General features: G+C 51.6%; 10 protein-coding genes. 4 read left to right on the top strand and 6 right to left on the bottom strand.

Annotation, left to right across the window (positions count from 1 at the left end; all coding sequences use genetic code 11):
* Positions 1-23: 23 nt before the first annotated feature.
* The 5 genes from FJM74_RS20215 to FJM74_RS20195 form a co-directional block, all read right to left on the bottom strand.
* Positions 24-383 (bottom strand): four helix bundle protein, encoded by a 360-nt coding sequence (locus FJM74_RS20215; RefSeq protein ID WP_187264457.1) that lies wholly within the window; start codon positions 381-383, stop codon positions 24-26.
* Positions 384-420: 37 nt separating this feature from the next.
* Positions 421-1,599 carry an acetyl-CoA C-acyltransferase gene (locus FJM74_RS20210; RefSeq protein WP_187264456.1) on the bottom strand — a complete coding sequence of 393 codons (1,179 nt, stop codon included), beginning with the start codon at positions 1,597-1,599 and terminating at the stop codon, positions 421-423.
* Between the two features lie 60 nt (positions 1,600-1,659).
* Complete coding sequence (locus FJM74_RS20205; RefSeq protein ID WP_187264455.1) at positions 1,660-4,062, bottom strand: 3-hydroxyacyl-CoA dehydrogenase/enoyl-CoA hydratase family protein; 2,403 nt, start codon at positions 4,060-4,062, stop codon at positions 1,660-1,662.
* Between the two features lie 144 nt (positions 4,063-4,206).
* Positions 4,207-4,641: a MarR family winged helix-turn-helix transcriptional regulator gene (locus FJM74_RS20200; protein WP_187264454.1), complete on the bottom strand. Its 435-nt coding sequence runs from the start codon at positions 4,639-4,641 to the stop codon at positions 4,207-4,209.
* A gap of 382 nt (positions 4,642-5,023) precedes the next feature.
* Positions 5,024-6,796: an AMP-dependent synthetase/ligase gene (locus FJM74_RS20195; RefSeq protein WP_187264484.1), complete on the bottom strand. Its 1,773-nt coding sequence runs from the start codon at positions 6,794-6,796 to the stop codon at positions 5,024-5,026.
* A gap of 242 nt (positions 6,797-7,038) precedes the next feature.
* Here FJM74_RS20195 and FJM74_RS20190 point away from each other — a divergent pair, with 242 nt between their 5' ends.
* The 4 genes from FJM74_RS20190 to murQ all read left to right on the top strand — a co-directional run bounded on the left by FJM74_RS20190 (position 7,039) and on the right by murQ (position 10,600).
* Positions 7,039-8,199: a formimidoylglutamase gene (locus FJM74_RS20190; RefSeq protein ID WP_187264453.1), complete on the top strand. Its 1,161-nt coding sequence runs from the start codon at positions 7,039-7,041 to the stop codon at positions 8,197-8,199.
* A gap of 249 nt (positions 8,200-8,448) precedes the next feature.
* Entirely contained in the window at positions 8,449-8,727 is a 279-nt protein-coding gene (locus tag FJM74_RS20185) for a cytochrome b5 domain-containing protein (protein WP_187264452.1), read from the top strand.
* Positions 8,728-8,788: 61 nt separating this feature from the next.
* A complete protein-coding gene (locus FJM74_RS20180; RefSeq protein WP_187264451.1) occupies positions 8,789-9,649 on the top strand; it encodes a hypothetical protein in 861 nt (286 codons plus the stop codon).
* Between the two features lie 141 nt (positions 9,650-9,790).
* Positions 9,791-10,600, top strand: coding sequence for an N-acetylmuramic acid 6-phosphate etherase (murQ, locus tag FJM74_RS20175; RefSeq protein ID WP_187264450.1), 810 nt, complete (start codon positions 9,791-9,793; stop codon positions 10,598-10,600).
* Positions 10,601-10,936: 336 nt separating this feature from the next.
* On the opposite strand, the gene FJM74_RS20170 is transcribed toward murQ, so the two are convergent.
* Complete coding sequence (locus tag FJM74_RS20170) at positions 10,937-12,007, bottom strand: hypothetical protein (protein WP_187264449.1); 1,071 nt, start codon at positions 12,005-12,007, stop codon at positions 10,937-10,939.
* Between the last annotated feature and the right edge of the window lie 191 nt (positions 12,008-12,198).

The following is a 12,198-nucleotide window of genomic DNA, read 5'->3' as shown; positions in this document are numbered from 1 at the left end:
TTTTAGATGCTAGATTTTAGATGCTAGATTTTTTTTAAAATGGAGTTTTTAAAGCCATAGATCATCTTCTGAATCTGTTCAAGCTGCTGTAGAATTGATTCGAGTGAGGCTTTACTTATCAACCCAAAGGAATGAGCTAAAATCAATTGTGTTTCTAACTCAAAAGCAGAGCCAAGTGCTATGCTTAAAAACTGAGCAAACTCTTTAGTTGAATTTCTTCCTGCCCCTTCTGCTATATTAGATGGCACTGAAACAGCCGCACGATTTATCTGAGATGTTAGTCCATACTTCTCGTTCGAGGGGAAATTGGCTGTAGTTTCGTAAACTACTTTTGCCAAATCCATTGAACGTTGCCAGATTTTAAGATCTTTAAAACTATGCATAAGGAAAGTCTAATATCTAAAATCTAGCTTCTAACATCTACCGAAGGAGTTCATACACCCCAGCCACACCCTGTCCACCTCCTACACAGGCTGTTACAATACCGTATTTTTTGCCCAGGCGGCGCAGTTCGCTGAACTGCTGCACGCTTAGTTTGGCACCGGAGCAGCCAAGCGGGTGGCCGAGGGCGATGGCTCCACCGCTTACGTTCAGCTTGGCTGGGTCAAAATCGAGGTGGCGCATCACGGCTACAGATTGTGCCGCAAAGGCTTCATTCATCTCTATCAGGTCTATGTCAGCGAGCTTCAGGCCAGCCTGCTTCAAGGCCTTCGGAACGGCGGCAATGGGGCCCATGCCCATAATGCGTGGGTCTACGCCGCCGGTGCCATAGCTAATGAGGCGGGCGATCGGCTCCAGGTTCAGTTCCTTTACCAGTTGCTCGCTCATGACCAGCACAAAAGCGGCCCCATCTGAGGTCTGGGAGGAGTTACCGGCTGTAACCGTTCCGCCATTCGCAAATACAGGTTTCAGCTTTGCCAGACGCTCCAGCGACGTGTCAGCTCTTGGCCCTTCGTCGGTGTCTACTACATAGCTGCGGGTTTTCTTTTTGCCGTTTTCGTCTACGTAGGTTTCCTCCACCGTAATCGGCACAATCTGGTCTTTAAAGTAGCCATTGGCAATAGCGTTCAGCGCCTTCTGGTGCGACTGGTAAGCAAACTCGTCCTGGTCTTCGCGGGTAACGTCGTAGTCCTTGGCAACGGCCTCTGCCGTAAGGCCCATGCTCAGGTACCAGTCGGGGTTGTTTTTGGCGATTCTGTAATTGGGCACTGTTTTCCAGCCAGCGGTCGGCACCATCGACATCGACTCTGTGCCACCGGCTATAATGCAATCGGCCATACCCGCCTGAATGCGGTTGCAGGCCATGGCAATGGTTTCGATGCCGGAGCCGCAATAGCGGTTAACCGTCATGCCCGACACTGACATAGGTAGCGACAGCAGCGAGATCATGCGCCCGATCTGGAGCCCCTGCTCCGCCTCCGGCACAGCGTTGCCCACAATCAGGTCGTCTACCCGCTCCGGGTCCAGTTCCGGCACGGCGGCCAGCAGGTGCTTGATCACGTCGGCGGCCAGGTCATCGGGTCGGGTGAATCGGAAAACGCCGCGAGGTGCTTTTCCTACGGCACTGCGAAATCCGGCTACGATATAGGCATTGTTCATATTTTTACTTGTTGAATTTCTGAATTGTTAAATTATTGGTTGCCGTAAGGCAACTGTTCTTTAATTCCTGAGCGGCTTGCCGGTTGTCAGGATGCTCTGGATGCGTTCCAGCGTTTTGCGCTCGCCTGTCAGCGACAGGAAAGCTTCACGCTCCAGGTCCAGCAGGTACTGTTCGCTTACCTCGGTGGGAGCCGACAGGTCGCCACCGCACATCACGTAAGCCAGCTTTTCCGAAATTTTCCGGTCGTGCTCCGATATGTAGCGGCCAGTCATCATGGCATTGGCTCCGGTCAGGAACATACCCAAAGCGCTTCTGCCCTGGACTTTAATATTGGTTTTCGGAACCGGTTTTGTATATCCTCTCTCGGCCAGCAGAATAGCCTGCGCCTTGGCATCGGCCAGCAAACGGTTGCTGTTAATGGTGATGCCATCGCCAGCGCGCATATAACCCAACTCTACAGCCTCTGCTGCGGAGGTAGAAACTTTGGCCATGCCGATGTTGAGGTAAATGTTCTTGAGCGTGTTCAGCTCTATGTCGCCATCTTCGTACAGTTCAGAGGCCCGCAACGTCATTTCCTTGGTTCCGCCACCTCCTGGAATCAGGCCAACGCCGAACTCCACCAGCCCCATGTAGGTTTCGGCGGCTGCCTGTATGTGGTCGCAGTGCAGGTTCAGTTCGCAGCCACCGCCTAACGTAAGCCCATGCGGGGCACCAACAACCGGAATGGCAGAATAGCGCATCCGCATCATGGTGTCTTGGAACTGCTTGATCATGAAGTTGATCTCGTCGTATTCCTGCTCAATGGCATACATGTAAATAAGCGCCACGTTGGCCCCGGCCGAGAAGTTGGCGGCATCGTTACCGACTACCATGCCTCTGAACTCTTTCTCAGCTAGCTCTATGCCTTTGTGCAGGCCTGCTACCACATCGCCACCCATGGTGTTCATCTTGGTATGAAACTCCACGTTCAGGATACCATCGCCCAGATCGATCAGGCTGGCACCGCTGTTTTTCCAGACTAGTTTGTTGCTGCGCAGGTTGTTCAGGATGATAAAGTTCTCGGCTCCTGGTATGGCTTTGTATTCGTGCGTCTGAATATCGTAGTAGCGGCGCTGGCCATTTTCTACCAAGTAGAAAGATTCTTTGCCGTGCTGCAGCATGTCCTCTACCCAGGCGGCCGGTGCGTAACCTGCCTCTGTCATGCGCTGCACGCCTTCGCGGGCGCCAATGGCATCCCAATACTCGAACGGGCCCAATTCCCAGCCAAAGCCGGCACGCATCGCATCATCTATTCTGTATAGTTCGTCAGAGATTTCCGGAATGCGGTTGCTCACGTACTGGAACAAGCCGTACAGAGACTCATTGAAGAACTGAGCTGCCTTATCTGTCTGCCCGGAAAATGCTTTTATACGCTTCTTCAGGTCCTCTATTGGCTTAAGCACTTCCAGGCTCTGGAATCTGGCTTTCTGCTTCGGACCATACGCCAGCGTTTGCAGGTCGAGGGTTAGGATCTCTGTTTTGCCGGTGGCGTCTTTTGTCTTCTTATAGAATCCCTGCCCGGTTTTATCGCCCAGCCATTTGTTCTCCACCATCTTCTGCAGGTAATCCGGCAGCTTAAACAGCTCTCTGGATTCGTCTTTCTCACCTGTCTGGTATAGGCCATTTGCTACGTTCGCCAGGGTATCCAAACCAACCACATCCAGGGTTCTAAAGGTAGCGGACTTAGGACGACCAATGATCGGACCGGAAATCCGGTCTACTTCGTCTACATTCAGGCCCAGTTTGTTCATGACCTGCAGGCCCTGCATAATGGCATAAATGCCTATCCGGTTGGCGATAAAGGCCGGTGTGTCTTTGGCCAGTACCGTAGTTTTGCCCAGGTACAGGTCGCCGTAGTGCATGAGGAAATCGACCACCTCCTGGTCTGTCTCCGGAGTCGGGATAATCTCTAGCAGCTTGAGGTAGCGCGGCGGGTTAAAAAAGTGGGTACCGCAGAAATGTTTCCGAAAGTCGTCGGAGCGGCCATCGAGCATCAGGTGAATAGGAATGCCAGAGGTGTTGGAGGAGATAAGCGTGCCGGGTTTGCGGTACTGCTCCACCTGCTCGTACACCTGCTTCTTAATTTTCAGGTTCTCCACCACCACCTCAATGGTCCAGTCGGCCGTGGATATTTCCTTCATATCGTCTTCGAAGTTGCCGGTCTGGATAAGTCTCGCATCGAACTTGCGGTATAGCGGCGACGGGTTCGACGCAATGGCGGCCTGGAGCGAACTGTTCACAATCCGGTTCCGGAATTGCGTACTATCGGTAGTAAGTTTTTTGGCCTGCTCTTCGGGTGTCAGCTCCTTTGGCACAATATCCAGCAGCAGCACCTGCACCCCTATGTTGGCAAAGTGGCAGGCAATGCGCGAGCCCATTACGCCGGAACCAAGCACGGCTACTTTTTTAATGATTCTTTTCATAGAAATTTGAATGATATCCTAATTAAAAGTCATAAGTATCACGGCACAAGGCACAAGACTTTCTGATTTATTGGTAACTAAAATGTGCTGACAGCAGCCTTCTGTGTTGAGGCTGGCAACCCTCTAAAACAGCAGAACAGGTTCTCAGAAAATATCCTTGTTTTCTACCATATGGATGAGCTTGCTGCACACCTGAAAAAAAGCCTGCAATTCATCCTCCGGAATCTCTTCCCGCACTTTGTGGTTAAAGTGCTTTACCGTACGCCGCGACACCTCTTTTTTCTCCAGCCCCTTCTCCGTTAAAAAAATACGCACCAGCCGCTTGTCCTTGTCATCCGAGACTTTGTAAATAAGTCCGTCTTCTTCCATACTTTTCAGGATGCGGGTAAGGCTCCGGGCTTCCAGGCCCAGAAGCGGCGCAATTTTAGTGGCTGGCGTGCCGGTTTCCTGGTTTATGTTCAACAGCACAAACCCGATGGACGTGGTGATGCCATTTTTACCTGCCTCCGTGTTATACATACGTGAGATGGCATGCCAGCACACTTTCACATTATAATCTACGGTTTCTTCTGGCTTCATAGTCTTACTGTGGTTATACCAAATATAAAAATAAATGTTATGCTTGCATACTATTTTTAGCGAAATATTCTCCGCCGCCAGCTTGGTGGCGGGCACACGGGGCAGCGTGGCAGAAATTTGCTTTCTGCAAAAAAGTAAAGAAGCTTACAAAAGCAGGAGCCCCGCTGTATGGGCGAGGCTCCTGCTTTTTGTGATCCACATGCCTCCGGAAGGCCGTTTTCATTCAAATAATTGCTGGTTGTTAAAAAATGGTTGACTGTGGAATTTGAGGATGAACCGGAAAACATAATTTAACCCTTAACTTTCGAAAAGTGCTATGTCTGTTTTCGCCTCCGGAGGGCCAAATCCATTCAAATAATTTGATCACAGCCTGGTAGCTGCCCTACCGGCTTCCCTCATACAGGCTGTTGATCTGGTCGGCGTAATTGGTGGTGATAACGCGCCGCTTCACACTCAACTTGGGGGTAAGCTCACCACTCTCTATCGTCCAGGGCATAGAGAGCAGCTTAAATCTTTTAATGGTCTCGAACTGGGCCAGCTGCTCATTTGCCTTATCGATTTCACGCTGGAACTTGTCGAGTATTTCCGGTTTTGTGATCATCTCTTCGTCGGAAGTGTAGGGAATGTCCTTAAACTGGCAGTAATCCTGAAGGCCTAAGAAAGAGGGCACGATGAGCGCGGCGGCATATTTCTGCCCGTCGCCCACCACCATGGCCTGCTCAATCACGACCGACTCTTTCAGCTTGTTCTCGATCATTTGCGGAGCTATATACTTGCCGCCCGAGGTTTTGAGCATCTCTTTTTTGCGGTCTGTTATTTTCAGGTACTTGCCGTCTATCATCTCGCCAATGTCGCCGGTGTGCAGCCAGCCATTCTGGTCTATCACCTCATTGGTAAGCTCAGGCTGTTTGTAGTAGCCCTTCATGATGTGCGGGCCGCGCGTCAGGATCTCGCCATCTGTCGGATCTATCATCACCTCAACCCCATTTATGGCGGGCCCCACCGTGCCTATCATGTTATTTTCGGGCTCCCAGCGGTTCACGGTTATCACAGGTGATGTTTCTGTTAGCCCATAGCCTTCCATTACCCGGATCTGCGCCGACCAGAACACCCGTGCCAGCCGCTCCTGCAGGGCAGCACCACCCGATACTACGGCAATGATATTACCACCCAGGGCTTCGCGCCACTTGCTGAAAATAAGTTTGTTGGCCAGCTCCAGCTGCTTGTTGTACCACCAGCCCTGGTCTTTCTGGGTGTCGTATTTAAGCCCCAGCTCCAGTGCCCAGAAAAAGAGCCTGCGCTTAATGCCGCTCAGTTCCATTCCTTTGGCCACGATCTTGTCGTACACCTTCTCGAGCAGGCGCGGCACGGTAGAGAACACATGCGGCTTCACTTCTTTCAGGTTATCGCCCACCTTCTCGATGCTTTCGGCATAGTAGATAGAAACGCCGGCATTTACATACAGGTAGAGCAGCATGCGCTCAAACACGTGGCTGAGCGGCAGAAAACTCAGCGCACGGTGCCTGTGGTCTACAGGTAAGAATGGCACCACTCCCATCACATTGCTCACCAGGTTGTTGTGCGTCAGCATAACGCCCTTGGGGTTGCCTGTCGTGCCTGAGGTGTAGATAATGGTCAGGATATCGTCTGGTGCAACGGCTGCTTTAAGCGGCTCCAGTTCCTCGGGGTCTTCCTGCTCACCCAACCTGGTCACTTCGCTCCAGTGGTTGGCTCCCGACACCTCGTCGAAGGTGTAGATGCCCTGAATGCTGCTCATGCCCTCTGTTGCCGCCGACACTTTGTTATACAGCGAGCTATCGGCCACAAACACAATGCTGACGCCCGCATCGTTAAAAATAAACCGGTAATCCTCTATCGTGATGGTCGGGTACATGGGCACACTGATAGCGCCCAGCTGTTGAATACCAAAGTCTACCAGCACCCACTCCGGCCTGTTAAAAGAGATAATGGCAACTTTGTCGTCTTTGCCGATGCCTAATTTGCGGAGCCCCAGGCTAACCTGGTTTATTTTATCCTGCACATCCTGCGTGCTGTATTTTTGCCAATTATTGTCCACTTTTGCAGCCAGGCAGTCGGGCTGTGGGTATTTTCGGAGCTGATGGCTTAAGAGGTCAAACGTGCGGGTAACCGTCATAGCTTTCTGGTTTGTGGGCGTTTGCGTGGTTATCATATGGTAAGAATTCTGGTCTTAAACAATAGCTTGCTACTTACGCATGTTAGTTAAAATTATTAATATATGCCACACGAAGTAAGCAGTTTTTTTCCGGCTTATGGCTTATCTCCATAAAATTTAGCCTTCGGTAGATGATTCGAATCAACCGGATAGAGCCGGAGTTATATACTTTTACTAATTTTGAGGCTTTCGGATACAATTGTATGAATCTTTCCATTTTCTTTGAGCCTCTGAACGAGGATTTGTTCGCCATGTTCAGCAAGCCGCGCACGCTGGGCGCCTACATCAGCCGGTTTGTGAGCGGCTTCCCCGACTGGCGCGCTGCCGACATCGCCATCCTTGGCGTGCACGAAACCCGTGGCCGCGACAAAACAGACCCGGCCGCCCAAACGACCGACCCTCCGGCCCGCGCTGTTCGCAAAAAACTGTATAGCCTCACCAAAGGAGCCGGTCGCTGCAAAATAGTGGACCTGGGCAATCTGCGCCCCGGCATCACCCTCGACGATACGTACCTGCGCCTGAAGGAAATTGTGGAGCTGCTGGTTTCGCACAACACCATTCCGATTATTATCGGCGGCTCCCACGACCTGGAGTACGGCCAGTACCTGGGCTACGAGCACCTGGAGCGTGCTGTAAACATGGTAACCGTAGATAGCCGCATAGACATGCTGGAGGAACCAGATGAACCGGAAAACAGAAAACAGCTCCGCCAGATTCTCATGCACGAGCCCAACTTCCTCTTCAGTTTCGGACAGGTGGGTTACCAATCGTACCTGGTGGAGCCGGAGGTGATGGCCACCCTGGAAAAGCTCCATTTTGAGGCATATCGTGTTGGCGAGGTGCATAAAAGCCTCCAGGAGATGGAGCCGATCGTAAGGGGCGCCGATCTGCTTACGTTCGATGTTTCGGCCGTCCGGCACCAGGATGCGCCGGGCTACGAACCGGCCAACCCGTTTGGCTTAACCGGCGAGGAGGCCTGCCAGATATGCTGGTACGCCGGCCTGAACGACAGCCTTACTTCCATCGGCTTTTATGAGTATCAGCCGGAGCTGGATGAGCGGGAGCTTACGGCCATGACACTGGCCACCATGATCTGGTACTTTATAGAAGGTTACTACCACCGCAAGAACGAACTGCAGTTTACCAGCAACAAGTTCACCAAATACGCCGTTGGCTTTCATGACAACCCCGACAAGATGATCTTCTACAAAAGCAAGAACGGGGAGAAATGGTGGCTCGAAGTAGAGGCGCTCTCGGCAGAAAAAGGCTCCCGCATTGTGCCCTGCAGTTACGAAGACTACCTGCAGGCCATCAAAGGAGAAGTGCCCAACCGCTGGGTAGTAACACAGGCCCGGATCGGCTGATTATTTAATGTGCTAATAGATTGATGTGCTGATGTGCTAATTTTTTAATCTGAAGATTTGGGGATGGGGAGATTTGGGAGTTTGAAGATGAAGTGCAAAAATCGAAAATGATGACCATAGCAAGTGTTGAGGAACGTTCAACTTAAAACTCTTACCTAGTTAAGGGCCCTGCGTCTTTACACAATTGTAGCGGACATTTTTTTAGAACTATGTTTGAATATCCCTTTAACTTGTTTATACTTAAACTTAATGCCTGACACTAATACCGAGGCGAATCATCCTAAGGCACTGCCTGAATACACGCTGCAACAGCTCGCCTCCCGAAATGGGCAGGATCGGGATGAGGTGTGGGTTGCCTACAAAGGCCTGATCTATGATGTTAAAAAATCGCGGTTGTGGCACACGGGCAACCACTATGAGCATTGGGCCGGGCAGGACCTGACAGAGGAGCTGAAAGACGCCCCCCACACCGAATTTGTTTTTGATAAGTTTACAGTTATTGGCACTGTAAAGAATTCCGGATACTAAACAGATAAACCGCAGAAAGGCAGCAGCTTTTTTGCTTGCACACTTAATTACCGATAACACCATGATCTTACTAGCAGATAGCGGTTCAACAAAAACAGACTGGCGCTTAATGGATGCCGCCGGTTCCCATCAGCAGGTATTTACAGCAGGCATTAACCCGCAGTACCTCGACTCCGATGAGGTATATGCCATACTGGAGCAGGAACTTCTTCCGAAGTTGCAGCAAAAGGACCCTGTTTCTGTTTATTACTACGGCGCCGGATGCAGTTCGCCGGAGCGGAACAAACGGGTAGAGGATGCGCTTCGCCGCGCTTTCGCCACCACCGATATACATGTAGACCACGACCTGCTGGGAGCCGCCAGATCTCTTTGCGGGCACCAGCCTGGCATTGCCTGCATACTGGGCACCGGCTCCAACTCCTGCCTCTACGACGGCAAAAAAATCATCGACAATGTGCCATCGCTGGGCTTCCTGATGGGAGACGAGGGCAGCGGGGCTTACCTGGGCAAGCTGCTGATCCGGGCCTACCTGTACCGCGAACTCCCCGACGACCTGGCAGAATCGCTTAAAAAGACCTATAACCTGACCAAAGACGGTATCCTGGATTCCGTTTACTACACCGACATGCCTAGCACCTACCTGGCTACTTTCGCCAAGTTTATAGGCGAAAAGCGGAAGCACCCGGTGATCCATGCCATGATCTACGAAAACTTCAACGAGTTTTTTGAGCGCCACGTGTGCAAGTACAAAGGCTTTGACGAACTCCCTATTAACTTTGTGGGCTCCATTGCCTATTATTTCTCTGACACCCTACACCAGGTGGCCAATAAATTCGGGGCTCACATCGGCATCATTCTCCAGAGCCCCAGCGAAGGCATGGTCCGTTACCACCAGGAGCTGTTGGAGAAGGGGCAGCAATAGTTTGGAATGAGTGGATGAGTGAGATTATTTCAGAAGCATAAGTCAACTTCTCTGATCTCCCTCCTTCACTCATTTTCCTTCTGCTCCCCCATACCCTACCCCTTTCCAATCTTTTAACTTGCTAACTTTCTAACTCCTAAAGTGTCTACTACAGAATCGGCGTCGCATTACAATAACCTGGAGCAGAAATCGGTTCAGGAACTGCTGGTGGCTATTAACCAGGAAGACAAAACCGTTCCGCTGGCCGTGGAGAAAGCTATTCCGCAGTTGGAGCAGTTGGTGGAGGTTACGGTGCAGAAGCTCAGCCAGGGAGGCCGCCTTTTTTACATTGGCGCCGGCACCAGCGGCAGGCTCGGCATTGTGGATGCCTCGGAGTGTCCGCCTACGTATGGTGTTCCGCATGGCATGGTCATCGGGCTGATAGCAGGTGGCGACGGTGCCATCCGGAAAGCAGTGGAGTTTGCCGAAGACGATGAGCAGCAAGCCTGGAAGGACCTGCAGGCGCACCAGATCACCGATAAAGACATAGTAGTTGGCATTGCCGCATCTGGCCGCACTCCTTACGTTATCGGAGGCCTGCAAGCCTGCCGCAGCGCCGGCATCAGCACCGGCTGCATTGTGTGTAACGCAGGCAGTGCTGTGGCACAGGCAGCCGAGTTCCCAGTAGAGGTCATTACCGGGCCGGAGTTCGTGACCGGCAGCACCCGCATGAAGGCCGGCACTGCGCAAAAGCTGGCACTCAACATGCTCACCACCGCCACCATGATTCGCCTGGGCCGCGTGAAAGGAAACAAGATGGTAGACATGCAGCTCTCGAACCTCAAGCTCGTGGACCGCGGCACCCGCATGCTCATGGAAGAACTACAGATTCAGGAGCCGGAGGCAGCTGCCCTGCTCCAAAAGCACGGCAACGTACGTGCCGCCATAGAAGCGTATCGTAAAGAATTTTGAATGAATGATTGAGTGGAGAAGCATCAGCAGGTGAGCATGCTCCGGAGAGCGAATTAATGTGCTAATGGATTCATGTGCTGATTGTTCAATTTGAAAATCTGGAGATTCGGGAATTTGGAGACTTGAAGATTTGAAGATGAATGGCCAGTGTTATTAGTAAAAAAAACCAGATGTTGGGCGAAGTCGGAAACTACGCCCAGCAAGGGCTATGCCTGGCGAAGAGCCAAAAAGTAAAAGTCCAGTGTCCTGCGCCTTATGTCGTTTTAACCACCGGCAGCAAAAGCTCCGGAGGGCCCATTTCATTAGAATAATTACTCCTCCAAAAACTCTTAACTCTTAATCGTCTTCTACTGTTACCAGCCGCTCCGTCAGCACAATGGCGGCTTCTTTGCTGGGAGCAATGTAATAGGCGATGGCACCCGGATAGTTCAGCTTAAACTCTTGCTGCCTTAAACTAAAGAGTACTTTATCCCGGTACTCAGAGAGGCGCTCAAGGCCCAGCGAGAGCCGCTGCTCGTTTATTTTTTGCTCCTGCGCCTCACTCAGGTCCTCTTTCATGAACTTGCTCAGGTCCGGGAGCTTTTTATCGTCTTCGCACTCCTTGGGTTTCCCGCAGGTTACTTTTACAAGGGCCCGGGTTTTGTATTCGCTAAAGCCCTGCTTCTCCATCAGGTAGGCGGCGGCATGTGGGGCAAGCCGCCCCTGCCGCACCGCCTCCTGTAAAATTTCGGTAAAATCGTACCCCCTCATGTACCGTGTCTGCCGCTCTATTACAATGGCAAACCGGGGCAGCCACTCTATGGTGTCGCCCACTCCTATCAGGTCCTCGCCAGGGTAACCGTATTGCGCAATAGCATTGAGCAGGATGGTTACGTTGGCTGCTTCTATCTTGCGCAAAGTATCGGCATGCACGCGCAAGCCGCCTTTGGCCTGCCTGAAGTACTGGTCACGGGCATACAGCTCGTCGAGGTCGGCGCGCAGGTCCAGGTTTACCCGCTCCCTGTATTTTTTCTGGTGCTTCGGGTATTTCCGTTCAAACTTTCGCCACTTTTTCGATTCCTGCAATGGCTTGAAACCCTTTTGCCGCTTCAGGTACTCCAGGTCTGCGCCCTTTAGCGCCAGTTTCTCCAGGTACTTATAAATCAGCTTTTCTTCGCCGGTATGGGTGGCGCACACGGCTGCGTTAAAATAATCTTTGGCAAAGGGAGCGGGCACAGCTGCAAAAGCCTCCTGATAAAAGCTGAGGGCGCCTTCGTAATCTTTTTGCGCCAGCGACAGCTCGGCCTGGTTTATGGCCGGGTGATAGACCGCTATATAGTCGGGAGAAGCAAGGGCATACGTATAACTGAAACAGAGAAGCAGCAGGAGCGGCCACTTAAACAGCCCCTTGCAAAAAACATGTCGCATAAAATAATCGGTTGTAAAAAATCCCGTCCTGCTAAAGACAGAACGCCTAAAAGGGCCTCTACAATATAGCACAATTATAGCCTCCATAAAACCAACACGTGCCTAAGCCCGCCAAAAAAGTTTATCCGGCTCAGGGCATTGTACTGGTCTGCCCCCCCTGTTGGTTTGGGAGTAGTTATTGTTCCTGAAGC

Origin of the sequence: Pontibacter beigongshangensis (assembly GCF_014332515.1) — a bacterium.
In the GTDB taxonomy this organism is placed as follows: domain Bacteria; phylum Bacteroidota; class Bacteroidia; order Cytophagales; family Hymenobacteraceae; genus Pontibacter; species Pontibacter beigongshangensis.
Note: the sequence above shows the minus strand (reverse complement) of the source record. Positions and strands in the feature narration are given on the sequence as shown.

What these genes read in the sequence shown, in the direction of transcription:
- FJM74_RS20170 (WP_187264449.1), bottom strand. Translation starts at nt 12,007, where the DNA reads ATGCGACATGTTTTTTGCAAGGGGCTGTTTAAGTGGCCGCTCCTGCTG.
- FJM74_RS20205 (WP_187264455.1), bottom strand. Translation starts at nt 4,062, where the DNA reads ATGAAAAGAATCATTAAAAAAGTAGCCGTGCTTGGTTCCGGCGTAATG.
- FJM74_RS20185 (WP_187264452.1), top strand. Translation starts at nt 8,449, where the DNA reads ATGCCTGACACTAATACCGAGGCGAATCATCCTAAGGCACTGCCTGAA.
- FJM74_RS20210 (WP_187264456.1), bottom strand. Translation starts at nt 1,599, where the DNA reads ATGAACAATGCCTATATCGTAGCCGGATTTCGCAGTGCCGTAGGAAAA.
- FJM74_RS20215 (WP_187264457.1), bottom strand. Translation starts at nt 383, where the DNA reads ATGCATAGTTTTAAAGATCTTAAAATCTGGCAACGTTCAATGGATTTG.
- FJM74_RS20190 (WP_187264453.1), top strand. Translation starts at nt 7,039, where the DNA reads ATGAATCTTTCCATTTTCTTTGAGCCTCTGAACGAGGATTTGTTCGCC.
- FJM74_RS20200 (WP_187264454.1), bottom strand. Translation starts at nt 4,641, where the DNA reads ATGAAGCCAGAAGAAACCGTAGATTATAATGTGAAAGTGTGCTGGCAT.
- FJM74_RS20195 (WP_187264484.1), bottom strand. Translation starts at nt 6,796, where the DNA reads ATGACGGTTACCCGCACGTTTGACCTCTTAAGCCATCAGCTCCGAAAA.
- FJM74_RS20180 (WP_187264451.1), top strand. Translation starts at nt 8,789, where the DNA reads ATGATCTTACTAGCAGATAGCGGTTCAACAAAAACAGACTGGCGCTTA.